Origin of the sequence: Microbacterium tenebrionis (assembly GCF_903645325.1) — a bacterium.
Classification (GTDB): domain Bacteria; phylum Actinomycetota; class Actinomycetes; order Actinomycetales; family Microbacteriaceae; genus Microbacterium; species Microbacterium tenebrionis.
In genome coordinates this window covers 1-24,238 of sequence record NZ_CAHJXQ010000010.1, presented here as the reverse complement: position 1 = coordinate 24,238, position 24,238 = coordinate 1, and the positions used below count along the sequence as shown (strand labels likewise).

23 protein-coding genes and 1 tRNA gene are annotated in these 24,238 nt (G+C 69.8%); 10 read left to right on the top strand and 14 right to left on the bottom strand.

The window, feature by feature from the left end; all coding sequences use genetic code 11:
- Positions 1-9 precede the first annotated feature (9 nt).
- From HWX58_RS12355 to HWX58_RS12340, 4 genes are all read right to left on the bottom strand, one after another.
- On the bottom strand, positions 10-2,394 hold the full coding sequence (locus tag HWX58_RS12355; protein WP_250646231.1) for a ComEC/Rec2 family competence protein: 2,385 nt from the start codon (positions 2,392-2,394) through the stop codon (positions 10-12).
- Positions 2,395-2,405: 11 nt separating this feature from the next.
- Positions 2,406-3,002 carry a ComEA family DNA-binding protein gene (locus tag HWX58_RS12350; RefSeq protein WP_250646230.1) on the bottom strand — a complete coding sequence of 199 codons (597 nt, stop codon included), beginning with the start codon at positions 3,000-3,002 and terminating at the stop codon, positions 2,406-2,408.
- A gap of 117 nt (positions 3,003-3,119) precedes the next feature.
- The gene (leuS, locus tag HWX58_RS12345; RefSeq protein WP_175988157.1) at positions 3,120-5,699 is read right to left on the bottom strand and encodes a leucine--tRNA ligase; all 2,580 of its coding nucleotides are present in this window, start codon (positions 5,697-5,699) and stop codon (positions 3,120-3,122) included.
- Between the two features lie 46 nt (positions 5,700-5,745).
- On the bottom strand, positions 5,746-7,068 hold the full coding sequence (locus HWX58_RS12340) for an anthranilate synthase component I family protein (protein ID WP_250646229.1): 1,323 nt from the start codon (positions 7,066-7,068) through the stop codon (positions 5,746-5,748).
- A gap of 32 nt (positions 7,069-7,100) precedes the next feature.
- Between HWX58_RS12340 and HWX58_RS12335 the strand changes: the two genes are divergently transcribed.
- From HWX58_RS12335 to HWX58_RS12325, 3 genes are read left to right on the top strand one after another with little or no spacing between them, the layout of a single operon-like run.
- The gene (locus tag HWX58_RS12335; RefSeq protein ID WP_175988155.1) at positions 7,101-7,784 is read left to right on the top strand and encodes a DedA family protein; all 684 of its coding nucleotides are present in this window, start codon (positions 7,101-7,103) and stop codon (positions 7,782-7,784) included.
- Between the two features lie 5 nt (positions 7,785-7,789).
- Entirely contained in the window at positions 7,790-8,818 is a 1,029-nt protein-coding gene (locus HWX58_RS12330) for an App1 family protein phosphatidate phosphatase (RefSeq protein ID WP_175988154.1), read from the top strand.
- 10 nt (positions 8,819-8,828) lie between these two features.
- Positions 8,829-9,767: a 3-methyladenine DNA glycosylase gene (locus tag HWX58_RS12325; RefSeq protein ID WP_250646228.1), complete on the top strand. Its 939-nt coding sequence runs from the start codon at positions 8,829-8,831 to the stop codon at positions 9,765-9,767.
- Here HWX58_RS12325 and HWX58_RS12320 read toward each other — a convergent pair.
- Genes HWX58_RS12320 through HWX58_RS12310 form a run of 3 tightly spaced genes read right to left on the bottom strand, consistent with a single transcriptional unit; the run spans position 9,671 to position 12,617 of the window.
- Positions 9,671-10,864: a glycoside hydrolase family 3 N-terminal domain-containing protein gene (locus tag HWX58_RS12320; protein ID WP_250646227.1), complete on the bottom strand. Its 1,194-nt coding sequence runs from the start codon at positions 10,862-10,864 to the stop codon at positions 9,671-9,673. The genes HWX58_RS12325 and HWX58_RS12320 overlap by 97 nt on opposite strands.
- 5 nt (positions 10,865-10,869) lie before the next feature.
- Positions 10,870-11,526, bottom strand: coding sequence for an SDR family oxidoreductase (locus HWX58_RS12315; protein ID WP_175988152.1), 657 nt, complete (start codon positions 11,524-11,526; stop codon positions 10,870-10,872).
- 26 nt (positions 11,527-11,552) lie between these two features.
- Positions 11,553-12,617 carry an NAD(P)-binding domain-containing protein gene (locus HWX58_RS12310; protein ID WP_175988301.1) on the bottom strand — a complete coding sequence of 355 codons (1,065 nt, stop codon included), beginning with the start codon at positions 12,615-12,617 and terminating at the stop codon, positions 11,553-11,555.
- 127 nt (positions 12,618-12,744) lie between these two features.
- Between HWX58_RS12310 and HWX58_RS12305 the strand changes: the two genes are divergently transcribed.
- From HWX58_RS12305 to HWX58_RS14885, 4 genes are all read left to right on the top strand, one after another.
- Positions 12,745-12,820: transfer RNA gene (locus HWX58_RS12305), tRNA-Ala, on the top strand.
- A gap of 251 nt (positions 12,821-13,071) precedes the next feature.
- Positions 13,072-14,220, top strand: coding sequence for a calcium:cation antiporter (locus HWX58_RS12300; RefSeq protein ID WP_175988299.1), 1,149 nt, complete (start codon positions 13,072-13,074; stop codon positions 14,218-14,220).
- Positions 14,221-14,635: 415 nt separating this feature from the next.
- Positions 14,636-16,297 carry a sodium:solute symporter family protein gene (locus tag HWX58_RS12295; RefSeq protein ID WP_175988297.1) on the top strand — a complete coding sequence of 554 codons (1,662 nt, stop codon included), beginning with the start codon at positions 14,636-14,638 and terminating at the stop codon, positions 16,295-16,297.
- 1 nt (position 16,298) lies between these two features.
- Entirely contained in the window at positions 16,299-16,430 is a 132-nt protein-coding gene (locus tag HWX58_RS14885; RefSeq protein ID WP_217702991.1) for a putative transporter small subunit, read from the top strand.
- Between the two features lie 59 nt (positions 16,431-16,489).
- Here HWX58_RS14885 and HWX58_RS12290 read toward each other — a convergent pair whose 3' ends face one another.
- Genes HWX58_RS12290 through HWX58_RS12280 form a run of 3 tightly spaced genes read right to left on the bottom strand, consistent with a single transcriptional unit; the run spans position 16,490 to position 19,639 of the window.
- Positions 16,490-18,067 (bottom strand): tripartite tricarboxylate transporter permease, encoded by a 1,578-nt coding sequence (locus tag HWX58_RS12290; protein ID WP_175988150.1) that lies wholly within the window; start codon positions 18,065-18,067, stop codon positions 16,490-16,492.
- Entirely contained in the window at positions 18,060-18,623 is a 564-nt protein-coding gene (locus HWX58_RS12285; RefSeq protein ID WP_175988148.1) for a tripartite tricarboxylate transporter TctB family protein, read from the bottom strand. Before HWX58_RS12285 ends, HWX58_RS12290 begins: the two co-directional genes overlap by 8 nt.
- Positions 18,620-19,639 carry a Bug family tripartite tricarboxylate transporter substrate binding protein gene (locus tag HWX58_RS12280; protein WP_175988146.1) on the bottom strand — a complete coding sequence of 340 codons (1,020 nt, stop codon included), beginning with the start codon at positions 19,637-19,639 and terminating at the stop codon, positions 18,620-18,622. Before HWX58_RS12280 ends, HWX58_RS12285 begins: the two co-directional genes overlap by 4 nt.
- Positions 19,640-19,797: 158 nt before the next feature.
- On the opposite strand from HWX58_RS12280, the gene HWX58_RS12275 reads away from it, so the two are divergent.
- The 3 genes from HWX58_RS12275 (at position 19,798) to HWX58_RS12265 (ending at position 22,514) form a co-directional block, all read left to right on the top strand.
- On the top strand, positions 19,798-21,387 hold the full coding sequence (locus HWX58_RS12275; RefSeq protein ID WP_438268260.1) for an ATP-binding protein: 1,590 nt from the start codon (positions 19,798-19,800) through the stop codon (positions 21,385-21,387).
- Entirely contained in the window at positions 21,384-22,067 is a 684-nt protein-coding gene (locus tag HWX58_RS12270) for a response regulator (protein ID WP_175988142.1), read from the top strand. Before HWX58_RS12275 ends, HWX58_RS12270 begins: the two co-directional genes overlap by 4 nt.
- A 99-nt stretch (positions 22,068-22,166) precedes the next feature.
- Entirely contained in the window at positions 22,167-22,514 is a 348-nt protein-coding gene (locus HWX58_RS12265) for a cupin domain-containing protein (RefSeq protein WP_175988140.1), read from the top strand.
- Between the two features lie 62 nt (positions 22,515-22,576).
- Here HWX58_RS12265 and HWX58_RS12260 read toward each other — a convergent pair whose 3' ends face one another.
- The 4 genes from HWX58_RS12260 to rsfS form a co-directional block, all read right to left on the bottom strand.
- Positions 22,577-22,774, bottom strand: coding sequence for a hypothetical protein (locus HWX58_RS12260; RefSeq protein ID WP_175988138.1), 198 nt, complete (start codon positions 22,772-22,774; stop codon positions 22,577-22,579).
- A gap of 99 nt (positions 22,775-22,873) precedes the next feature.
- Positions 22,874-23,047, bottom strand: coding sequence for a hypothetical protein (locus HWX58_RS12255; RefSeq protein WP_175988134.1), 174 nt, complete (start codon positions 23,045-23,047; stop codon positions 22,874-22,876).
- Positions 23,048-23,144: 97 nt separating this feature from the next.
- Positions 23,145-23,834, bottom strand: coding sequence for an SDR family oxidoreductase (locus tag HWX58_RS12250; protein WP_175988136.1), 690 nt, complete (start codon positions 23,832-23,834; stop codon positions 23,145-23,147).
- Between the two features lies 1 nt (position 23,835).
- A complete protein-coding gene (gene rsfS / locus HWX58_RS12245; protein ID WP_175988295.1) occupies positions 23,836-24,213 on the bottom strand; it encodes a ribosome silencing factor in 378 nt (125 codons plus the stop codon).
- Positions 24,214-24,238: the final 25 nt, after the last annotated feature.

The following is a 24,238-nucleotide window of genomic DNA, read 5'->3' as shown; positions in this document are numbered from 1 at the left end:
GATCCGAGCCTACTCGGGGTGATCGACATCGGCGGTCTCGGCGGGGCTGTCTTCGCGCTCGGTCCAGACGGCGAGCTGGTCGCCGTCGAGTCCGATGAGGATGCGCCCCTGACGGTCGGTGCGAAGAGTGACTGCGCCAGTGCCCTCCGTGATCGCGATGGTCTCATCGCGCGGATGCCCGTAGTCGTTGTCGGCGCCCGCGCTGAAGATCGCGACGGCGGGGCTGATGCGCGCGTACAGCGCAGGGTCCTGATCGGCGCTCCCGTGATGGGCGACCTTCACGACCGCGTAGGTGGTGCGCAGCCGGGTGGAGAGCATGCGCTGCGGCGTCTCGGACAGGTCGCCGAGGAGGAGCGAGCGCGGAACACCGCCGCCCTCGAACTCCAGGACGAGGCTGGCGTCGTTGCCGGCCGGGAACGCCGCCGAGTCCTTCTGCGGCCACAGCACCCGCCATCGCGCCGAGCCCAGCGACCCGTGCATGCCGGCAGATGCCTCGACGACCTCCGCACCGGCCTCCCGGAACTGCGCGAGCAGACGTTGCTCGCCGACTTCCTGCACCGGGCCGTGCAGGACGATGCCGGCGCGGCCCACGATCGCCCCGGCCGCACCGACGTGATCCGCGTCGAAATGGGTGAGGACGAGCAGGTCGATCCGGTCCACTCCCAGAGCCGCCAGACAGCTCAGGAGCGGCTCGGGCTCCATGCCGGTGTCGATCAGCGCGATGCGGCCCTCCGAGCGCACGACCAGCGCGTCGCCCTGCCCGACATCGCACGCCGCGATCGTCCAGTCCTCGGGCACCGTTGCCGTGACGAGCGGTCCGGTCACCAGCATCCGCGCACCGAGCAGACCGCCGGCGAACACGAGGACCGCCGTGGCGGCCACGCGCGACCACCGATCCAGACCGCCGGCGAACGGCGTCGTCCCTGCGAGTGCGATCCCGATCGCTGCGCTGAGCACGGCCACCACGACAGCCGAGCCGATCCCCGGGACGATCAGCGCCGTGCCGCCCGGTACGGCCGCCGAGACGGTCGCCGTCGTCGCGATCCATGCGGCGGGGGGCCAGGCTGAGGCCGCGAAGAGGTCGGCGATCGGCGGAATCGGCGCGGCGAGGCACGCCAGCAGCCCGACGACCGTGGCGATGGGTGCGGCGGGGTCGGCCAGCAGGTTCGCGGGGATGCCGATGATGGACTGCTGCTCCGCGAACAGCGCGATGATCGGCCCGCACGTCAACTGGGCTGCGACGGGGATGCCGATCGCCAGGGCAAGCGGTTGCGGCATCCATCGCGACATCCCTCGCGCGAGCGGCGGGGCGAGGACGATCAGAGCGGCCGTCGCCGCCGCGGACAGCGCGAAGCCGGGCGTCGTCGCGAGCCATGGATCGGAGATGAGGATGCCCGTCACGGCCAGGCACAGCACGCCGACGCCCGCGCTCGGTCTGCCGCACAGGAGCGTCAGCATCGCCAGTGCCGCCATCACCGAGGCGCGGACCACGCTCGGCTCGGGAGTGACGAGCACGACGAAAGCGGCCAGCGCGGTCAGCGCGAGAACGACCCGCAACCGCCGACCGCCGCCGCACAGGCCGACGAGCCAGAAGACCGCTCCCACCACGATCGCGCAGTTCGCCCCGCTCACCGCGGTGAGATGACTGAGCCCGCTCGTGAGCATCGCGGCGTTGAGCTCCTCGCTCACGGCCCTCGTGTCGCCCACGGCGAGGCCCGGCAGCAGACCTGCGCCGGGTTCGGGAAGCCGCTTCGCCCGCTCGACGAAGTCCTCGCGGACCTGCGCCGCGATGCCGAAGGCACCTTCCGCCGGGCGGAGGATCTCGACCCGCATGCCGAACACGACGACGGCGGCCCGCTCCCCCGGATCGGTCGCCATGGCGTCGCCGGTCACGCGGATCAGAGCGCCGAGATCGAGACCGGCAGCCGGATCGACACCCACCCGCATCGGCACGACGAGGGGCTCCGGCGCACCGAGCGTTCCAGCGCGCACGCTCTGCACGTCGAACCACATCCGCCCGTCGCTGCCGACGGACAACGAGGACGAGACCTCGGCGATCACCTCGACGACGCGGCCGTCGAGATCGGATGCGGCGGCCCGCTGGGGCACCGCGAGGCCCGTGGTCACCGACGCCGCGGCCGCCCCGAACAGCACGACGACGGCGAGCCCGCCTCGCGCACGGTCACGGCGCGCCGGGCCCGGTAGCGCCGGGCCGGCCTCCCCGCGACGGCTCCGGCGGAGCATGAGGAGGAGCGCCCCGATTCCCGCTGCCGTCGCAAGACCGGCCAACCACCAGGAGAGCTCCGGCACGAAGACGCACGCGAGCGCCGTGCCCCACACGAGCAGCGCGAACGGGACCAGACGCAGGTCGCGCACTCCGGTCACGGCGTTCACGACTCCACCCGTCACACCCGCACCAGGTCGCGCAGCCCCGCCAGCAGCTTCTCGCCGATGCCGGGAACGGCGAGCAGGTCATCGACGGAGGCGAAGCGTCCGTTCGTCTCGCGCCAGTCGATGATCCGCTGCGCGAGCGCCGGGCCGATCCTCGGCAGCGTCTCCAGCGCCGCCTGATCCGCGTTGTTCAGATCGACGAGGCCGTCGCCGACCGGGGTGCCCTCGCCTCCTTCCGGGACGGCGCCCACCGCCGGGACGATGAGCTGCTCGCCGTCGCTGAGGGTGCGCGCGAGGTTGACCGCCTGGAGATCGGCGTCGTCGAGCGTTCCGCCGGCTGCGGCGATGGCGTCGACGACCCTGGCATCGGGCTCGAGGACGTAGAGGCCGGGACGTGCGACCTCGCCCAGCACGTGCACGTACAGCTCTCCGCCGGCCACGACTCCCTCGTCGGAGGCGTCGACCTGAACGGTCTGCGTCGGCTGCGCCTGCCCGCGCATGATGCCGAGTCCGACCGCACCCGAGAGCACCACGAGGCCGAGCACGACGGCTGCGCCGATGCTCAACCGCAGACGCGCGCGGGGCGCAGGCGCGGGTTCAGTCGCTGGCACCCCGCCACGCTAGACGCGCGTGCGCATCATCGGATGCCGGATGCACCCGTTCCGTGGATACCCGAGCGTCCGAGCCGGATGTGCAGGATGAACGGCTGCGATTCGCCTCGGGCTCGCTCAGCCCTTCACGGCGAAGTTCACGAGCTTCGGCGCTCGGACGATCACCTTCACGATCTCCTTGTCGCCGATCGCCCGGATCACGCGCTCATCGGAGCGTGCCAGCGCCTCGAGCTCGTCGGCGGTGATCTTCGCCGAGACCTCGAGCTGCGCGCGCACCTTGCCGTTCACCTGCGCGACCGCGGTGATCGTGTCCTCCACGAGCAGAGCGGGGTCTGCCTGGCGCCAGGTCACGAGACCCACGGACGGCTCGTGACCGAGCGCCTCCCACATCTCCTCCGCCGTGTGCGGAGCGATCAGATCCAGCATCACGGCGACCGTCTCGACGGCCTCGCGCACGGCGGGGTCGCCCGCGCCGGCACCGGTGTCGACGGTCTTGCGGGTGAGGTTGACGAGCTCCATCAGGCGCGCGACGAGAACGTTGAACTTCGTCTGCTCGACCAGGCCCGGCGCATCCGCCAGCAGCCGGTGCGTGCCGCGGCGCAGCGCCGCATCGCCGTCCTTGAAGACGACGTCGACGGGACTGGCGACCTCGTGGCTGAGCCGCAGGGCACGCGACAGGAACTTCTGCGCCCCCGTGGTCGACACGTCGGCCCAGTCCTTGTCGTCCTCGACGGGACCGGCGAAGGCCAGGCCCGTGCGCAGCGCATCGGCGCCGTACTTGTCGAGCTCTTCCTGGAAGAGCACGAGGTTGCCCTTGCTCTTGGACATCTTCGCGCCGTTCAGGATCACCATGCCCTGGTTGATGAGGCTGGAGAACGGCTCGGTGAAGTCGATCAGCCCCATGTCGAAGAGGACCTTGGTGATGAAGCGCGCGTACAGCAGGTGGAGGATCGCGTGCTCGACACCGCCGATGTACGTGTCGACGGGCGCCCAGCGCGCCGCCTCGGCCGGATCGAACGCGAACTGGTCGCTGTTCGGCGAGAGGAAGCGCAGGAAGTACCACGAGCTGTCGACGAACGTGTCCATCGTGTCGGGGTCGCGCAGCACCGGCTCACCGGAGACGGGATCGACCGTGCGAACCCACGACTCGGCGGCGCCCAACGGCGACGATCCCTTCGGCGAGAGGTCGAGGCCGGCGGCACCCGGCAACGTGACCGGAAGCTGCTCGACGGGCACCGGCGTGACGGTGCCGTCATCGTGGTGCAGCATCGGGATCGGCGTGCCCCAGAAGCGCTGACGCGAGATCAGCCAGTCCCGCAGCCGGTAGTTCTTCGCCGCACGACCGGTCCCTGCCGCGGTCAGCTGCTCGATCGCCCTGGCGATCGCGTTGCGCTTGGACAGACCGTTCAGGTCGCCGGAGTTGATCATGCGTCCCTCGCCGGACAGCGCGATTCCCGTGGATGCGGGGTGCTGCGCGTCGAGCGCCTCGACGGGCTCGATCGGAACGCCGTCCTCGTCGACGTCGATGACCGGGATGACGCCGGTGACCGGGGCCGTCGTGTCGACGACGACCTTGACGGGCAGGTCGAACGCACGGGCGAAGTCGAGATCGCGCTGGTCGTGCGCGGGGACGGCCATGACGGCGCCGTGCCCGTAGTCGGCCAGCACGTAGTCGGCGGCCCAGATCGGCAGCCGCTCGCCGCTCACAGGGTTGACCGCGTAGCGCTCCAGGAACACACCCGTCTTCGGGCGGTCGGTGGACTGCCGGTCGATGTCGGTGGTCTTCTGCACGGTCGCCAGGTACTCGCCGAAAGCGGCCTGCACCTCGGCGGGGGCATCCGCCGCGATCTCGGCGGCGAGATCGGAGTCGGGGGCGACGACGAAGAAGGTCGCGCCGTGCAGCGTGTCAGGGCGCGTCGTGAACACGGTCACGGGCTCGTCGCGACCCTCGATGCGGAAGTCCACGTCGGCGCCGATGGAGCGGCCGATCCAGTTGCGCTGCATCTGCAGCACCTTGTGCGGCCAGCGGCCCTCGAGCTGATTCAGGTCGTCGAGCAGCCGGTCGGCGTAGTCGGTGATCCTGAAGTACCACTGGGTCAGCTTCTTCTTGACGACCTCGGCGCCGCAGCGCTCGCAGCGGCCGTCGACGACCTGCTCGTTCGCGAGCACGGTCTGGTCGTTCGGGCACCAGTTGACGGGGCTCTTCTTGCGGTAGGCGAGGCCGCGTTCGTGCAGCTGCAGGAACAGCCACTGGTTCCAGTGGTAGTACTCGGGGTCGGAGGTGTGCAGCTCACGGGTCCAGTCGAACGAGACGCCGTACGCCTTGAACCCGGTCTTCTGCTGCTCGATGTTCTGGTAGGTCCACTCGCGCGGGTCGGCGCCGCGGCGGATCGCGGCGTTCTCGGCGGGCAGGCCGAACGAGTCCCACCCGATCGGGTTCAGCACGTTGTGGCCCCGGTGGCGCCAGAAGCGCGCCACGATGTCGGAGTACAGGTAGTTCTCCGCGTGCCCCATGTGCAGGTCGCCCGAGGGGTACGGGAACATGGCGAGCACGAACTTGCGGGGACGGCGGTCGTCGTCGCCTCCGGTGAGGAAGGTCTCGTTCTCTGCCCAGTACTTCTGCCACTTGGCTTGGATGGCGTGCGCAGACGTGGACTCGTCGGCGGGCTCGGCGGAGGAGGCGGAGAATTCAGACAACGAACGACCAATCTCAGGAAAAGTCAGGAAGTTCCAGGGTATCGGATCACCCGCGCCGCCAGGCCGCGGGAAGACTCGCCCCCAGCGCAGCCAGCGGCGCCCTCGCTTTGGTCGCTACCTCGTCCACCTCGTCGTCCGCGACGGAGCCCCAGGTGATGCCGCCGCCGGCGCCGACGACCGCACGATCGGCGGTGAGGAGGATGGTGCGGATGACCATCGCGAGATCGATCGCGCCGTCCGCGCCGACGTAGCCGAAGCACCCGCTGTAGACGCCGCGCGGTCGTGCATCCTCGAGCCCGTGCAGCAGGGTCATCGCCGAGAGCTTCGGCGCACCGGTCATGCTGCCGGCCGGGAACGCGGCATCCCACAGGGTCTGCACGTCGAGACCGCTGATCGCACGCCCGCTGACGGTGCTGACAAGCTGGTGCACGGCCGGGTACGACTCGATCGCCCACAGCCCGTCCACGCGGATCGACCCCGGCTCGCAGACCTGCGAGAGATCGTTGCGCATGAGATCGACGATCATGACGTTCTCCGCGCGCTCCTTCGGGCTCGCGACGAGTTCGGCGGCGAGCGCCGCATCGGATGCCGCATCCGCTCCGCGAGGTCGCGTGCCCTTGATGGGTCGCGTGCGGATGCTGCCCCCCGACGCATGCAGGAACGTCTCCGGGCTCGCGCTGAGAAGCGCACGGCCGCCGATCCGGACGAAGCCGCCGTGATGGGCGGGGCTCGCCGACCTCAGGCGCAGATACGTCTCGACCGCGTCGTGCGCGCCGGGGACTGTGAAGCGGGTCGTGAGGCACAGCTGGTACGCGTCGCCGGCGCGGATCGCGTCGCGGCACCGCTCGACGAGTGCGGCGTACTCCGCAGGGGTGTGCCGGGCGGATGCCTCGAAAACGGACGCTTCGACAGGCTCAGCGATCGAGTGGACGGCCCCTGAGTCTGTCGAAGGGTCCGACCATCCGCGGAGGGTCTCGCTCTCCCCCAGCTCCCACACCGAACTCGTCGCGTGGTCGACCGCCACCGCGGCGGTGACCCGCAGCCAGGCCGGGCCCCCTTCCGACGGTGCGGCCGGCGCGCCGAATCGCTCTGCGCCGCTCTCGTAGTCCAGCCATCCGACCCATCCGCCCCGGAACGGCGGCATCCCGGCATCGGCGTCGGCATGGGCATCCTCTGCGGCGTCGAGCCGCACATCCCCCGGTCCTGCGGGGTCCGGCTCTCCGATGCCGAGGATGCTCCAGCCGTCTTCGGCTCCTGCACCGGCATCCAGCCAGAACACGTCCTCGTGCGCGGCGGCGAGCGCGCGGAACAGGGCCGGCAGATCGATGGTCTCTTCACCTCGGCGGGCGGGCAGCAGGTCTCGGGGCACGGTCTCAGCGTAGGGTGCGTATTCTCGACTGCGTGGACGACTTCCTGCTGTGGATCCTGGATGCCGTGCAGGCGGTCGACCCGGTCGCCCGCACCCTCATCGCGGGTCTCGCCGTCATGCTCGAGACGAGCATCCTCATCGGCCTGATCGTCCCCGGCGACACGATCGTCATCATCGCGTCGATGGGTGTCGACGGCCCCGTCGAGATCGTCGCGATGGTCGTCGCCGTCGTGGTAGGCGCCCTGATCGGCGAGAGCATCGGCTTCTGGCTGGGGCGCTGGCTCGGTCCGCGCATCCGCCGCTCCTGGGTGGGCAGACGGATCGGAGAGGCCCACTGGGCCCGCGCCGAACGGTACCTGCAGCGTCGCGGCGGCCTGGCGATCTTCCTCTCGCGCTTCCTTCCGGTGCTGCATTCCCTCGTGCCCCTCACCGTCGGCATGAGCAGTTACTCGTACCGGCGCTTCCTCGCGTGGACGGCCCCTGCCTGTCTGCTGTGGGCGGCGGCGTACGTCAGCGTCACCTCGCTCGCCGCCGGCGGGTTCCGCGAACTCGTCGACCAGGTGCACTTCGCCGGATACGTGTTCGTCGGCGCGATCGTCGTCTTCGTGCTGCTCGTCTACGTCGGCAAGAAGCTTCTCGAGAGGTGGGAGGCCCGGCACATGCGCGTCACGGATGCCGCCGGTGACGAGGGTGCCCAGCCGGGCATGAAAGACTGAGGGCGATGTCCGAAGACACCGCCAAGAAGCCCAGGATCCACTGGTTCGCACGCCTCGAGCACCGCCTGCACGTGTGGCGCGAGAGCCGGGCCCGCCGCCGCGGTCGGACCGCGACGGTTCTGCCGTTCGCCGGCTACGGCGGCACCGGCTGGGTGCGTCTGGTCGGGCGTGTGCTGATCGTGCCCCCGCGCCGCCGCGGTGCCGACGGCGAGCCCGAGTCCGTGCGCGGCTGGCGCAGCTTCGTGGGCATCCCGGTCGGCTTCGCGAAGGTGAGCGTCGTGATCGCCGGTCGCACCCACGAGGTGGTCGCCGACCGCGGCGGCGTGATCGACGCCGTCATCGATGCCGAGCTCGATGCCGGGTGGCAGAACTTCACCATGTCGGTCGAGGGCACGGCGCCCGTCGAGGGCACGGCGTTCATCGTGGGCGACGACGTGCGCTTCGGCGTGGTCTCCGATGTCGACGATACCGTGATGGTCACCGCCCTCCCCCGGCCGTTCATCGCGGCGTGGAACTCGTTCGTCGTCGACGAGCACGCCAGGATCCCCGTCCCTGGCATGGCGGTGCTGATCGAGCAGCTGATGCGACAGCATCCGGGCGCCCCGATGGTGTACCTGTCGACCGGGGCGTGGAACGTCGCCCCGACGCTCAGCCGCTTCATGAGCAGGCATCTGTTCCCCAAGGGCTCGATGCTGCTCACCGACTGGGGCCCGACTCATGACCGCTGGTTCCGCAGCGGGCGCGAGCACAAGCTGCGCAATCTGCGGCGCCTCGCGGAGGAGTTCCCGAACGTGAAATGGCTGCTCATCGGCGACGACGGCCAGCACGACGAAGCGATCTACACCGAGTTCATGACCGACCACCCCGATTCGGTCGCCGGCGTCGCGATCCGGCAGCTCTCGACCGCCGAGGCGATGCTCGCCGGTGGTCGCGCGACCTCGGACGACCACTCCCACGACACGGCACCCTGGGTCGCCGCTTCCGACGGCGCGGGGCTGCGCGAACGGCTCACCGACGTCGGCATCCTGCACTGACGAGCCCGCCATGACGACCCTCGACCGCAGCGTCTGGTCCGAGCGAGAGCGCGCCCATCACGCGCGCGCGGACGCCCTGACAGCCGCGCATCGCGAGCGCGCGAGCAGGGGCGAGAAGCATCCGGTGTGGGACTTCCTGTTCACGTACTACTCGTATTCGCCGTCGCAGCTGCGGCGCTGGCATCCGGGCGCAGGCGTCGAGCTCACGGACGCTCCGGAGCGCGCCGCGTGGCGCTGGTACGCGGCGGGGTCGGCGCCGGGGTCGGTCGTGCCGGATGCCGCGGGCTTCGCCCGCGAGAAGGCGCCGCTCGCCGGCCTCATCGAGAGGATCCTGCGCCGCACCGCCGCACGCCCCGGCCAGTTCGGCTGCTTCGGGCTGCACGAGTGGGCGATGGTCTATCGCGAGGCCGAGCACCGCCATCCCGCTCCCCTCCGCCTGGGACAGGCGGAAACGGATGCCGTCGTGGAGGCGCACGACCTGCGCTGCACGCACTTCGACGCGTTCCGGTTCTTCACGCCCGAGGCCGTTCCGCGCAATCGCACGGCCCTCACCCGCGACGATCAGCCCGTCCTCGAGCAGCCGGGCTGCCTGCACGCCGGCATGGACCTCTACAAGTGGTCGATGAAGCTCGGGCCGCTCGTACCGGGCGAACTGCTGCTGGACGCATTCGAACTCGCCCGCGACATCCGTCTGCTCGACATGGAGGCGGCCCCGTACGACCTCTCCGACTGGGGCGTCGTCCCCGTGCGCATCGAGACGGCGGACGGCAAGGCGGAGTACGTGCGCCGGCAGCGGGAGTTCGCGGAGCGAGGCAATACGCTGCGCTCCCGGATGCTCGACGCCTGGCTCGGTCAGGACGCCGGTTCGCACTCCGCGCAGGGCGCCCAGACCGACCCAGCTGCCGCGAGCTCCAGGCGCAGGGTCATGACGCGCTCCGCCGCCTCCTGAAGACGGTCCGCCGGCAGCGTCCCCTCGTCGACCGCCTCGGCGATGCCCGCCGCCATCTGCCCGGCCGTGCTCGGTGTCGAGTGCACGACCATGAGCACGAGGTCTGTTCCAGGGGCGCCCGCCGAGACGGCGTTGTCTATGGGGTCCGCGTACTGCGGCAAGCCGGTGGAGATCAGCATCCCCAGGTCGTCGGTGACGATGACCCCGCCGAATCCCAGTTCGTCGCGGGCGATCTCGTGCCAGCGCGACGAGAGCGACGCCGGCTCCTCGTCGACGGCCGTGTACGCGAGGTGCCCGAACATGAGCAGGGATGCTCCTGCCTCCACACCCGCCTCGAAGGGCAGGGCGTCGGTGCGGCGCCACTCGGCCAGCGACTCGTCGGTGCTCGGGATGAGCTGATGCGAGTCACCGGGCGCCGCCCCGTGACCGGGGAAGTGCTTCACCGTCGAGGCGACAAGCGGCTCCTGCGCGGTGACGGCCGCGGCGACCCGTTCGGCGGCGCTCGCAGGGTCGGCGCCCAGGGAGCGCCGGTAGATGAACGAGGACGCGTCGCCGGTGGTGTCGGCGATGACGCCGAAGTTCACGTTCGCCCCCGCGCGGGCCACGAGCGACGCGCGCGCGGCGAACGCTGCGGCCGTCTGCGCGACGGGACGCTCCTTCAGAGTGATCGATGAGGCGAAGTCGTCCCACGGCAGCCGGGAGACGTCGCCGCCCTCCTGGTCGATGGCGATCAACGGCGGCACATCGGCGCTGGACGCGAGTGCGGCTGTGACCGCGCGCAGCTCCGCCTCGCTGTTCGGGACGTTCGCCCCCATGAGGATGAATCCGCCGAGGTCTGTCGTGCCCATGTAGTCGGCGAGCTTCGCCGGGTCCGCCGTCGGGATGTGTCCCATGACGATGCTCGACGCCTGTTCGGCCGGCGTCATCTGCTCGACCAGCCGGGCCGCTTCCGCTGACGGGCCGACCGGCGCAGGCTCCGCGGGCGTCTGCACCGGGACGTCACGGCCGCCCGCCGACGCGGTGTGCGCCGGCATCGAACTGCCGGATGCCACGGCGCACAGCAGCATCGCCGCGGTCAGCAGCACCCACCGGCGCACGGCGGTCAGCGCGCGAGCGCGGCGGCGATCGGCTCGGCGGTTTCCTGCGTGCCGTTGCCGAAGCGGATCGTGCGTCCGATCGTCAGCGGCTCGACCAGCGTGGCGGCGATGACCGCGGCGACGTCGGCTCGTGCGACCCGTGCGGGGGCAGGAGCGTCGAGTTCGATGAGTCCGGTCGGCTCGTCGAAGGTGAGTGTGCCGGGGCCCAGGATCGTGCCCTCGAGGTCCGTGCTGCGCAGGTGCTCGTCGGCTGCCCACTTCGCGTCGGCGTAGGGGAAGAACGAGTCATCCTCCGGCACACCATGGTCGGCCTTCGAGCCGAGCCACGACACCATGACGTAGCGCTTCACGTCGGCGGCGGCTGCGGCATCCATCGACCGGATCGCGGCGTCGCGATCGACGGCGTAGGTGCGTTCCGGGGATCCTCCGCCTGCTCCAGCCGACCACACGACGGCATCATGTCCGCGGATGAGGTCGGCGATCCCGGCGGTGTCGAGGCTCTCGATGTCGGCGACGAGAGCCGTGGCGCCGGTCTGCTCGACATCGGCGACGTGATCGGGGTTGCGGATCACCGAGGTGACCTCGTCGCCGCGGGCGACGAGGATCGGGGCGAGCAGAAGCGCAATGCGGCCGTGGCCGCCGAAGACGATGACACGGGACATGACTCCAGGGTAACCCGCACTGCGCATCACGTCACGGGCGTCGGGATGCCGCGCAGTGCGCGCTGCACGCCCAGCGCAGCCGTGCGACCTGCGCGATTGGCGCCGATCGTGCTCGCCGACGGGCCGTACCCGACGAGCTGGATGCGCGGGTCTTTCACGGCCGTCGTGCCGCGCCCGTTGCGGTCGAGCTGGATGCCGCCCGCTGCGCTGCGCAGATGCAGCGCAGCCAGATGCGCGATGGCGGGCCGGAACCCGGTCGCCCAGAGGATGACGTCGACGGCCTCGAAGGATCCGTCGGCCCAGCGGACGCCGTCGGGTTCGATCCGCTGGAACATCCCTCGGCGGTGGGCGTATGCGCCCAGGCGCTCGGCCTCGTGCTCCTGCGGCCGCAGCATGAGGCCGGTGACGCCGACGACGCTCTGCGGCGGAAGGCCCTGCGCGACCCGCTGCTCGACGAGCGCGACCGCCGCCGCTCCCGCTTCGGGGGTGAATTCGTCGTCGCGCCAGACCGGCTCGCGACGGGTCACCCAGATCGTCTCGGTGATCGGAGCGAGCGCTCCGAGGAACTGCACGGCGGATGCGCCGCCGCCGACGACGAGCACGCGCTTGCCGCGGAAGTGCTCCGGCCCTGGGTAGTCGACGGTGTGGAGCTGCTCTCCGATGAACGTCTCCATGCCCGGGTAGTGCGGCAGGAACGGATGCGTCCACGTTCCCGTCGCGTTCACGAGAGCCCTGGTGCGCCATGCGCGCTCCCCCGCCTGAACGACGAGGATGCCGTCCTCGTCGGTGACCGCATCAACGCGCACGGGACGGAGGACCGGCAGCCCGTGACGCTGCTCGTAGTCCGTGAAGGATGCCGGGACGACGATGTTCGCACGCTGCGCATCGCGGGCCGGCGCCTCGGCTCCGGGGAGCTCGGCGACGCCGTGCACGTCGTCCATCGTCAGCGCGTCCCAGCGGTGCTGCCATGCGCCCCCGGGTGCGCTGTTCGCGTCGAGGACCAGATGGTCGATGCCGAGTCGCTTCAGATGGAATGAGGTCGAGAGCCCGGCCTGTCCCGCGCCGATGACGATGCTCTCCCGGATCTGCATGTTCATGACAACTAATGGATCTGCGGGGGTGTTCCCGCTGAACCGCCCGGCCGTTCTCCGATTCGCGCGGACGCCGGAACGTGTTGTATTCTTTTCGAGTTGCCCCGGTCACCTGGGGAAGCGAGATGGGCCTGTGGCGCAGCTGGTAGCGCACCTGCATGGCATGCAGGGGGTCAGGGGTTCGAGTCCCCTCAGGTCCACCATCAAACCCCCGGTCATCCGGGGGTTTTCTCGTTGCTGCACCGAGGTCATGACACCGGGCATCCTGCTCGCGGATGAACCGACCGCGCAGCTGGGCAGTGAGACGGGGGCGCAGATCATGGACCTCATCGCGCGCCTCGTGCACGAGCGAGGAATCGCCGCCGCGTGAGATACTGAGCTGGTCGATCGGACATCGCCGCGCGGGACGACCCGCTCTGCACACCACGATCAGGGGACGGCCCCGCAGGAGGATATCTCCGTGCGCATCCGCATCCCGTTCCGCACCGCATCCGACGTCTTCAGGATCGTGCTCGGCTGGGGCGCATTCGGCGTCCTGCTGCTCGCTCATCCGCTGCTGGCGGCGCCGGTCCCGGTGCCTGTCCTGATCATCGCGCTCGTCGGCATCGTCGCGGTCATCCTCGTATGCGCGTTCGGCGTCGTGAAACAGGCCGAGGCACTGGCCCACCGCCTGAGCGACCCGTACGGCTCACTCGTGCTGACACTGTCGATCGTGCTCATCGAGGTCGCGCTCATCTCCGCGGTGATGCTGGGGCCCGGCGAGCACACGACGATCGCACGCGACTCCGTCATGGCTGTGTCGATGATCATCCTGAATCTCGTGATCGGCCTCGCGCTGCTCGTGGGCGGCACCCGTCATCGCGGGATGGCGCACAACCGCACCGGGACGTCGATGTACCTGGCCATGCTCATCGTCCTCGTGTCACTGGCGTTCGGGCTCCCCGCGCTCATCGGCAGCGACGGCGCCTACTCGACGGCACAGGCGATCCCCGTCGTCGTGATCACGGCCGGTCTGTACGGCTGCTTCCTGTTCCGTCAGATGGGCTCCCAGGCATCCGACTTCACGGAGGTCGACCCCCGGGTGCGGCGGGCTGCTGCGACGGGCACGAATGCCGATGCCGGCGGCATCCGGCAGGTCCTCCGCGATCACCGCACCGAAGTCGTCGTGCGCCTGGCGCTGCTCGTCATCACCGTCGTGCCGATCGTGCTCCTCTCCCACGACATGGCGGCGCTCCTGGACGACGGGCTCGGCCGCCTGGGAGCGCCGGTGGCACTCTCCGGTGTGCTCATCGCCGCCATCGTCTTCCTCCCCGAGTCGATCACCGCCATCCGCGCCGCGCTCCGCGGTGAGATCCAGCGGGTCATCAACCTCTCGCACGGGGCCCTGGTCTCGACGGTGGGACTGACCATCCCGGCGGTCCTCGTGATCGGCATGCTCACTGGACAGAGCGTCGTCCTCGCCGAGACCCCGGCGGATCTTCTGCTCCTCGGCGCGACCCTCCTCCTCTCGGTGACGACCTTCGCGGCGAAGCGCGTGACGGCGATCCACGGTTCGGCCCACCTCGCCCTGTTCGCGGTGTACGTCCTCGTGCTGCTGGGATGAGGCCGGTTCGTCCCTTTCCTGAGGGCTTGCTATGGTGAAAAGGATGCTTGTGCATGCATGAGCAGAGAGCGCATCGTGCGCTCTCGTGCGACGCGCGCCCGACTGCGCGCCCATCGCGATCATCCGAATCCCGCTGAGGATGCACCGACGTTCGGCGCGCCCGCGGACGACTGGAAAGGAGCCGCACCCCGGGCCTCTCGTCTGCGCGTTCTCACGCGCCTCAGTGGTCCAGGTTCGTTCGCCATGCTGACAGCATCAGATCGCCTCGTGTCCATCTACGTCCCCCGAGTCCCCTCCCCCACCTAGCGAGCGCTTTCTCCTTCGACCGGCGGCTTCAGCCGCACCACGACGAGAAAGTGAGAACCATCCGGTGGGCGACCTCCAAACACTCTCAGGGCCAGTGACGGTCCTGCTCATGCTGCTGTTCTTCGGCGGCAGCCTGTACATGTCGATCCGCATCTCCCGCAAGAAGGAGAACGCGGACGGCTACATGACCGGCGGCGGGAAGATCGGCTTCGGCATCTCCGCCGCATCCATGACGGCGACCTGGATCTGGGCATCCTCGATGTACGCCTCTGCGACATCCGGGTACACCTACGGCATCTCCGGTCCGATCCACTACGGGCTCTGGGGCGCGCTGATGATCCTGCTGATCTATCCCTTCGGCCGGCGCATCCGGCAGGTCGCGCCGAAGGCTCACACGATCGCCGAGGTCATGTTCGCCCGGCATGGACGCTCCAGCCAGCTCATGCTCGCAGGATCCAACGTCCTCGGCAGCCTGATCAGCCTGACCTCCAACCTCATCGCCGGCGGGGCGCTGATCTCGATGCTCTCGCCGTTCACGTTCACGCAGGGCATCGTCGCGATCGCGATCGGCGTGCTCGCCTACACCCTGTGGTCGGGCTTCCGCGCCTCGGTGCTGACCGACTTCGCACAGGTGCTCGCGATGCTGGGCGCGGTGGCCGTCATCATCCCGGTGATCTTCTTCGCCGCCGGCGGCCCCGACCTGTTCGTGACGGGCGCTGCGAACCTCACCCCGCAGCAGGGCGACTTCTTCTCGTCGGACGCGTTCTTCAACCAGGGCGCGCCGTACATCGCCGCCGTCCTGGCCTACGCGATCGGCAATCAGACCATCGCACAGCGCCTGTTCGCGGTGCGCGAGGACCTGATCAAGAAAACCTTCGTCACCGCGACGATCGGCTACGGCGCGACGATCATCGGCGTCGGGATGCTCGGCGTCATCGCCCTGTACGCGGGCATCGAGCCCATGGGCGGCGACGTCAACAACCTCATCCCGCAGATGGCTGCCACCTACCTCAGCCCGATCCTCATCTGCGTCTTCTTCGTCATGATCATCGGCTCGCTGTCGTCGACCGCGGATGCCGACATGACCGCACTGTCGTCGATCATGATGGCCGACATCTACGGCCAGAACATCGCGGGCAAGAAGAACGCGAACCCGAAGACCATGCTGCTGGTCGGCAGGCTCACGATGGTGGGAGCGACCGCCGCGGCACTCGGCTTCGCATCGATGCAGTTCAACATCCTCGACCTGCTCGTATTCGTCGGAGCACTGTGGGGTGCACTCGTGTTCCCGGTGATCGCCAGCTTCTACTGGAACCGCGTCACCAACGTCGCCTTCACCGCCGCGGTGATCGCGGCCCTGGCGGTGTTCCTGCCGGTGCGCTTCGAATGGATCGACCTGTCCGGCGGTCTCGGGATCGCGACGGACGTGCTGGCCGTGATCGGCATCGGCGTCGTGCTCGGCCTCATGGCTTTCGGGTTCTTCGGCCTCCGGGTCGCCCTGGTGGTCGGAGCCGTCGCCGCCGTCGCATCCGCGCCGTTCGCGATCGGGTTCCTGCACACCTACCCCGTGCTGTCCGGTTCGCTGGTCGCCTACGCGGTCAGCACCATCGTGTGCGCGGGTCTCACGATGCTGAACACCGACAAGCGGTTCGACTTCTCGGTGATCCGGCATCGCACGGGCGAATTCGACACCGCCGAGACTGAGATCATCGCCAGCGCGGAGAACGTCGTGAAGGACGCCGACTCCGCCTACTCCGGAAAGGAGCAGTGACATGGAGACCATCCTCATGACCGCGTACGTGCTCGTGTGGCCGGTGATCGTCATCGGAACCCTCGCCGTGATCATCCGTGCGTTCGCGAAGGACGCGCGGCAGGCCAAGAAGGAGGGGCGCCAGATCATCTGAGCGCCCGCAGGGGACGGCCGCTTCCCGCGGCCGTCCCCTGTTTCGTCGAGGATCCGGGTTCAGCGCTTGCGCAGCTGCTCGGCGATCTCCGCATCGACCGTGCGGATCGTCGCGGTGTCGACCTCGGCCAGTGCCTGCTCGAACCGCGCCTGACGCCGCTTGAGCCAGACGCCGAGGACGATGATGACGATCATGACGCAGTAGATCACGATCGACACCGGGCTGTGCACGAGGTACAGCGGGTCGCCCTGGCTGATCGCCATGGCCTTGCGCAACTGCTCCTCGGCCATGGGCCCGAGGATGGCCCCCACCACCATCGGCGAGACCGGGTAGCCGTGGCGGCGCATGAAGAACCCGATCACGCCGAGCAGCAGCAGGATGCCGATGTCGAACACCGTGAAGTTCGCCGCGTACGCTCCGAGCCCCGCGAACACGAGGATGCCGGCGTACAGGTACGGGCGCGGGATCTGCAGCACCTTCGCCCACATGCCCACCAGCGGCAGGTTGAGGATGATGAGCACGACGTTGCCGATGTACAGGCTGGCGATCAGCGCCCACACGAGCGCCGGCTGACTGTCGAACAGCAGCGGACCCGGCCGGATGCCGTAGGTCTGGAACGCCGAGATGATGATCGCGGCGGTCGCCGTGGTCGGCAGTCCCAGCGTCAGGAGCGGCACGAGCACACCCGCGGCCGCGGCGTTGTTGGCCGCCTCAGGACCGGCGACGCCCTCGATCGCGCCCTTGCCGAACTGCTTGCGGTACGGCTCCTTGGCCATCCGCTTCTCTGTTGCGTACGACAGGAAGGTCGCGACATCGGCGCCGCCGGCCGGGATCGATCCGATCGGGAAGCCGATCGCCGTGCCGCGCAGCCAGGGCTTCCACGACCTCTTCCAGTCGCTCTTCTTCATCCAGGAGCGCCAGCTCCCCGACACGGGGATGATCGGCAGCGCCCCGCTGCGCAGGCGCGAGCCCACGTAGAGCGCCTCGCCGACCGCGAACAGTCCGACCGCGACGATGACGACGTCGATGCCGTCTCCGAGATTCGGGATGCCGAAGGTGAAGCGCGCCTGCCCTGTGAGCGTGTCGGTGCCGACGAGACCGAGGAACAGCCCGATCGCGAGCGACACGATGCCGCGGATCGGACTCGCCCCGAGAAGCGCCCCGACCGTGAGGAACGCGACGATCATGAGGGCGAAGTAGTCGCCGGGCCCGAGAGTGACGGCGAAGTCGGCGATGACCGGGGCGAACAGAGTCAGCAGGCCCGTCGCGATCGTGCCCGCGATGAACGAGCCGATCGCCGCCGTCGCGAGGGCGGCTGTGGCGCGACCCATCCTGGCCATCTTGTTGCCCTCGAGCGCGGTGACGATCGAGGCGGACTCCCCCGGGGTGTTCAGCAGGATCGATGTCGTCGACCCGCCGTACATGCCGCCGTAGTAGATGCCGGCGAACATGATGATGGCGCTGGTGACATCGAGCGTGTAGGTCAGCGGCAGCAGCAGCGCCACCGTCATCGCAGGCCCGATGCCGGGGAGCACGCCGACCGCCGTGCCGAGCAGGACGCCGACGAACGCGAACAGCAGGTACTGCGGCTGCAGAGCTGTCGCGAAGCCGTCCATGAGCAGTTGCAGGCTATCCACCGAACACCCCCGATCCGCCCACGAGGCCCGGCAGGATCGTTCCGAACGCGGGCAGGGAGAGTCCGAGCAGCGTGCCGAACAGCACCTGGGTGACGATCCCCAGTCCGAGCCCGATCAGCAGTGCGCGCCACCAGCTCGCGGCTCCGAGAGCCAGAGACGCGCCGGTGAAGAGCACGACGACCCCCGCCGGCCACCCGGCGACGGGGATGACGACGATGAGCGAGGCGAACGAGAGTGCGAGCAGGACGACCGTCCTCCACGACGTCTTCGCCTCGGTGTCGACGTCCTCGCCCTCGTCCGGCGCGCCGACGTCCCCGCGCAGCACGGCGATGAACGCGCCGAGCGACGCCACGAGCATCAGCCCGGTCACGGCATAGGGCACCACGCGCGCCCCGAGCACGTTCGACGAGCCGATCGGTTCGCGGATGTATCCGGTCGTCACGAGCGCCATGGCGGCGAACGCGATGATCACGGCGACGAAGACGAGCTCGCCGACTCTGCGGGAGCGGGGGGCGCCGGCCGCGACCGGCGCCCCCATGGTGACCGGATCCGTCATTCGATCAAACCGATCGTCTTGAGCGTGTCCTTCGTGGTGGTGATGTCGCCGTCGAGGAAGCTCGAGAACTCGTCGCCGACGACGAACGCGTCCGTCCAGCCGTTGTCCTCGAGGACGCCGGTCCACGCCGCGCTGTCGTGCACCTGGGTCACGAGGTCCTCCAGGGCCGTCTTCTCGTCGTCCGAGATGCCTCCGGGTGCGATGAGCCCGCGCCAGTTGGTCACGACGATGTCGATGCCCTCGTCCGTGAGCGTCGGGACCTCCGGAAGGAGGAGTGCCGGAGCGTCGGACGAGACCGCGAGTGCTTTCAGCTCGCCGGCCTCGACCTGCTGCGCGAACTCGCCGACGCCGGAGATGCCGGCCTGCACCTGGCCGCCCAGCAGCAGCGTGAGCGCCTCCCCGCCGCCGGAGTTGGCGATGTAGTTCAGCGTCGACGGGACATCGGCGGCGTCGACGCCGGCGTCCGTCAGCAGCAGGGCGGCGAGGATGTGGTCGATGCCTCCGGCCGAGCCTCCGGTGACGGCGACATCTGCGCCCTCCTCGGCCCACGCGCTGACGAAGTCGTCGATCGTGTCGTACGGGCTGTCCTTGGGCACGACGATCACGAGCGGCTCCTCGGTGAGCTTGGCGATCGGCGTCATCTCCTCGACGCGGACGTCCGAGGCGTTCGTCTCGACGGCGCCGAGCATGACGCTGCCCGTGACCATCAGGGTGTTCGGGTTCGACTCCGTGGCGAGCGAGGCCAGGCCTACGGTGCCGCCGGCGCCGCCGATGTTCGTGACCGGCGCCGACGAGACGAGCTTCTCGTCGCTGAGCGCCTGCGCGAACGCGCGCGCCGTCTGGTCCCACCCGCCGCCCGGGTCCGCCGGTGCGACGACGGCGACGCTGTCGATGCTCACGCCGCCTGCGCCTCCGTCGCCTCCGGGTGATGACGTTCCGCTGCACGCGGCGAGGACCAGCGCGGTGACGCCGAGAACGGCCGCCGCTGCCGAGCGGGTGCGGATGTGCTGTGTCATGAACTCCTCCTCGAGTCCTGGTGCCGGCTTCGGTGCCGGGTCGGGTCCGGGTGAGCCTATGGCGGTCGGCGCCCGAGATCCGGGTTGTGTTCAGAACCGGGGGTTCCGGTCATTTCGTACCCTGAGCGGCCGCCTGGCGCTCGAATACGATGGTGGGCGTGGTGAAGGCGATGACGCTCCGCACGCAGCTCGTGCTGCTGCAGGTGTTCATCGTGCTCGCGATCGTGCTCACGGTCGGGCTGGCGGCGATGCTCATGCAGGAGCGTCAGATCCGCGAGGCGTCGCAGGAGCGGATGATCGCCGTCGCGCAGTCCGTGGCGCAGCTGCCGACGATCATCGACGCGTACGACGACCCCGATCCTGCGGCGGTCATCCAGCCAATCGCCGAGCTCATCCGCGATTCGTCCAACGTCGCGTACGTCGTCGTCACCGACGATCAGGGCATCCGGTACTCGCATCCCGACGCGGAGCGGATCGGCGAGCGGGTGTCGACGGATCCGAGCGTCGCGCTCTCGGGCGACATGTACGTCGGCACGCAGACCGGAACGCTCGGCGAGTCGTGGCGCGTGAAGGTGCCGGTGTTCGCCGTCGACGGCACCGTCATGGGTCAGGTGTCGGTCGGCATCCTGGAATCCGCGCTCCGCGAGGACTTCCTCGGCGACATCACGGGCTTCCTGCTCGCCCTCGGCGCGGCCACGGTCGTCGGGGTGGTCGCGGCCACCGGCGTGGCGAGAGTCGTGCGTCGGCGCATCTACGGCCTCGAGCCGGATGAGATCCGCGGTCTGCTCGAGACCCGCGAGGCGACGCTGCACGGCATCCGCGAGGGCATGCTCGCCCTCGACGAGCACGGCGACGTCTCTCTGTGCAACGATTCGGCCGCCCGCCTGCTCGGCCTCGACGCGCCCGCGGACGCCATCGGCCGTCCGGCGTCGGAGCTGCTCGACGACCTGACGACGCTCGTCGCCGACTCGGGTGACGACGACTCCACACCCCAGCGGCTGATGCTCTCCGGCGAACGCGTCCTCGTCGCCCGCGCGGCGGCGGTGCGCGTGCAGGAGCGCCGCGTGGGCACGGTGGTCACCCTCATGGATCGCACCGAGCTCGACCACGCGCTGCGCGATCTCGCCGGCGCGCAGAGCCTGGCCGAAGGGCTGCGCGCCCAGCAACACGAGTTCTCGAACACGCTGCACACGATCGGCGGACTCATCGAGCTCGGCGAATTCGATGCGGCCGCCCGCGTGATCGATCGCGCGGGCGACGGCGGCGCGCTGAGCCGCCTGGACGCCCCGGACGGCGTGCAGGACATCGAGCTGGCCGCGATCCTGCTCGCCAAGCGCGCCCGGGCACGGGAGCTCGGCGTGAGGCTGGACGTTTCGGGCGCGGCGCTGCCGGCGGGTCCGGCGGACGGCGATCTGACGACGATCGTCGGCAATCTCATCGACAACGCGCTCGACGCCGCCGGGCGCGGTGGGCGGGTCGCGGTGACGATCGCGCGGGACGACGAGGGCATGACGGTGCTCGAGATCTCGGACGACGGGCCCGGCGTCCCGATCGAGCACCGCGGCGACGTGTTCCGGCTCGGCTTCTCGACGAAGAGCGACGATCGCCAGCGCGGCTACGGTCTCACGCTCGTCGCGCGGGTCGTGGAGCGCCGCGGAGGCACGATCGATCTCTGCCCCGCAGCGCTCGGCGGAGCGCGCTTCGTCGTGCGGCTTCCGGTCAGGGATCTCGCCGGGGCAGCGCGATGAGCCGGCTGCGCACGCTCATCGTCGAGGACGACTTCGCCGTCGCCCATGTGACGCGCGGGTTCGTGGAACGGCACCCGCATTTCGAGGTCGTCTCGGTCGCACCGACCGGCGGTGACGCACTGCGCGCGCTCGACGATCTACGTCCCGACGTCATGCTGCTGGACGTGTATCTGCCCGACATGGCGGGCATCGACGTGCTGCGACGGCTGCGCGCGACGGGAGCGCACGTGGAGGTCATCGCCGTCACCGCCGCGCGGGCCCTCGACACCGTGCGCCGCGCCCGCGCGCACGGCGTCCATCACTATGTCGTCAAGCCCTTCCCGATGCAGGCTCTGCACGAGCGTCTCGACGACGTCTGGCGCGTTCTCGCCCGCGATGCCGAGTTCAGCGACACCGGCGAGCTCGATCAGGTGACCGTCGATGCGCTGATGCGCCGGGATGCCGTCGCGCTCGCCGGCAATCGCAAGGGGGTGTCACGGGTGACGCTGCAGCGCGTCGCGGAGACCATGGAGGAGCAGGCTCACCCCGTCTCGGCGACCGAGGTCGCCGAGGTCCTCGGCATGTCGCGCGTCAGCGCGCGGCGCTACCTGGAGCGGCTCGTGGAGTCCGGACTCGCCGCGAGCACACCGACCTACGGCGGTGTGGGCCGCCCGGAGCTGCGCTACCAGCTTCGCGCGTGACGGACCTCAGACCCCGGGCCGGACCGGCGGCCGCCGTCTTGCATTTCGCGGGTTCGATGCGACGATGGCAGGGATGTCGCTCATCGAAAGGAGCAGGTCATGACCGGATCTCCGCTGACGCCCACCAACCTCGCAGAGCTCGAGGAGAAACTGCTCGGAAAAGCTCGCGGATCGAGCTCCCGCAGGGCAGCCGAGACGCTGTACGGCGACCGCGATGCGGTGCTGCGGCAGACCGCCATGGCGCTGCTGGGCGAGGCGGAGCTCCCCGAGCATGACAGCCCGCCGGAGGCGACCCTGCACGTGCTCACCGGTCACCTGCGGCTGACCGGCCAGGGACGGTCCTGGGAGCTCACCGCCGGGCACATCATGCCCATTCCCCCGGAGCGGCACAGTGTCCTCGCGCGGGAAGACAGCTTCTTCCTGCTGACCGTGCGCCGCTCCGTGTGAGGCGGCGGGCCGGTTGCGCTACCGGCTGCGCGCCTGATCGGCGAGATCGGCCGGAGTTCCCATCATCCTCCGGAAGGATTGTCCAGCGGCATCCCGTTCTGGTCGGTCGTGTCCGGGAGCGGGCCGTCCAAATCCTTCTCCCCCACGATCACCGGCGCCTCGCCTTCACCGCCGCCGTCGCCGATGCCACCGGTCGGCTCCGTTTCCTCGACGATATGCCGGGTGCCACGCTCGGAGGCGAAGCTCGCGCCGGCGATCACGGCCTCTCCTCGCGGTTGCTGAAGCTCAGCGAGTTCTCCGGTTCGCCTTCGACGTGGTTGACCCACTGACCGTTCTTCGAGCGGGTGATCACATCTCCGTCAGCCATCGGTGTCCTCCGTCGTGTCTTCGCCTTCCGCCTGCGATGGGTGCCCGTCGAGCGCCGGATCCGGGTGCTGTCCTGCGCATGCGGGATCCTCTCCCTCTGCCTGCGAGGGATGCCCGCCTTCGGCGTCGGGCGTCTCGTGCGGACGATGCTCGTCCATCTCATCCATGGGTCAGCCTCCTTGGTCGATTGATCCCACGCTAGGTCGCAGCCCGAAGCCCTTCGAGGGCCTTGCGCGCCTGCCGGCGAAGAGGTAGTCCGCGACGTCAGACGCCGGGCCGGACCGACAGATCGGTGATCTGCGCGTCACGAGGCAGGTCGAGGGCGGTGAGGATGGCCGTCGCGACGGATTCGGGATCGATGAAGCGCTCGGGCACGTAATCGGCGCCCTCCTGCTGGTGCACCCGCTCCTGCATGCGGGTCGCGGTGCGTCCGGGGAAGACCGAGGTGACCCGCACCCCGTTCGCGGCCTCTTCGGCCCGCAGCGCGTCCGCCAGGGCCTTCAGGCCGTGCTTGGACGCCGCGTACGCGCCCCAATCGGCATGGGCGCGCAGCCCCGCTCCGGAGTTCACGAACAGCACCTGCCCGCGCGACACCCGGAGCACCGGGAGGAGCAGCCGGGTCAGCTCGGCCGGAGCGACGAGGTTGACGGCCAGCTGCTGCTCCCACAGCGTCGGCGGAAGATCGGCGACGGAACCGAGGTCGACGATGCCGGCCACGTGCACGAGCGAATCGATGCGCTCGGGCAGCTGCTGCTTCGAGAACGCCCAGGACAGGCGCCCCGGCTGCGCCAGATCCCCCACCAGCGTGGAAGCGCCGGGGAACCGCGTCGAGAGTTCACGCGCCCTGCCCGCGTCGCGCGCGAGCAGCATCAGGTCGTCCCCGCGTTCGTGCAGCCGTCGGGCGACCGCCGCGCCGATGCCGGAGCCGGCGCCGGTGATCAGGTGCAGCGCCATCTCAGGAGCGCTCTGCGGCCTCGGTGAGCTCGATCGGCACGACGGGGCAGTCCTTCCACAGCCTCTCGAGGCCGTAGTACACGCGCTCCTCGCCGTGGAAGACATGCACGATGAGATCGCCGAAGTCCATCAGCACCCAGCGGGCCTCTGCACGGCCCTCGCGGCGGACCCGCTTGTGACCGGCTTCGACCAGGCGGTCCTCGATCTCGTCGGCGATCGCGGCGACGTTGCGCTCGCTGTTCCCGGTCACGAGCAGGAAGATGTCGACGAGCGGCAGCGGCTCCGAGACGTTGAGGGCGACGAGGTCCTCGCCGCCCTTGGAAACGGCGGCATCCGCCGCGATCTGCAGCATGGCCTCGGCGTTCTCAGGTGATTGCATCATCCCAATACATTCGTGGTGAATG

What these genes read in the sequence shown, in the direction of transcription:
- HWX58_RS12330 (WP_175988154.1), top strand. Translation starts at nt 7,790, where the DNA reads ATGTCCGAAGACACCGCCAAGAAGCCCAGGATCCACTGGTTCGCACGC.
- HWX58_RS12325 (WP_250646228.1), top strand. Translation starts at nt 8,829, where the DNA reads ATGACGACCCTCGACCGCAGCGTCTGGTCCGAGCGAGAGCGCGCCCAT.
- HWX58_RS12315 (WP_175988152.1), bottom strand. Translation starts at nt 11,526, where the DNA reads ATGTCCCGTGTCATCGTCTTCGGCGGCCACGGCCGCATTGCGCTTCTG.
- HWX58_RS12310 (WP_175988301.1), bottom strand. Translation starts at nt 12,617, where the DNA reads ATGCAGATCCGGGAGAGCATCGTCATCGGCGCGGGACAGGCCGGGCTC.
- HWX58_RS12295 (WP_175988297.1), top strand. Translation starts at nt 14,636, where the DNA reads ATGCTGCTGTTCTTCGGCGGCAGCCTGTACATGTCGATCCGCATCTCC.
- HWX58_RS14885 (WP_217702991.1), top strand. Translation starts at nt 16,299, where the DNA reads ATGGAGACCATCCTCATGACCGCGTACGTGCTCGTGTGGCCGGTGATC.
- HWX58_RS12285 (WP_175988148.1), bottom strand. Translation starts at nt 18,623, where the DNA reads ATGACGGATCCGGTCACCATGGGGGCGCCGGTCGCGGCCGGCGCCCCC.
- HWX58_RS12280 (WP_175988146.1), bottom strand. Translation starts at nt 19,639, where the DNA reads ATGACACAGCACATCCGCACCCGCTCGGCAGCGGCGGCCGTTCTCGGC.
- HWX58_RS12270 (WP_175988142.1), top strand. Translation starts at nt 21,384, where the DNA reads ATGAGCCGGCTGCGCACGCTCATCGTCGAGGACGACTTCGCCGTCGCC.
- HWX58_RS12265 (WP_175988140.1), top strand. Translation starts at nt 22,167, where the DNA reads ATGACCGGATCTCCGCTGACGCCCACCAACCTCGCAGAGCTCGAGGAG.
- HWX58_RS12255 (WP_175988134.1), bottom strand. Translation starts at nt 23,047, where the DNA reads ATGGATGAGATGGACGAGCATCGTCCGCACGAGACGCCCGACGCCGAA.
- HWX58_RS12250 (WP_175988136.1), bottom strand. Translation starts at nt 23,834, where the DNA reads ATGGCGCTGCACCTGATCACCGGCGCCGGCTCCGGCATCGGCGCGGCG.
- rsfS (WP_175988295.1), bottom strand. Translation starts at nt 24,213, where the DNA reads ATGCAATCACCTGAGAACGCCGAGGCCATGCTGCAGATCGCGGCGGAT.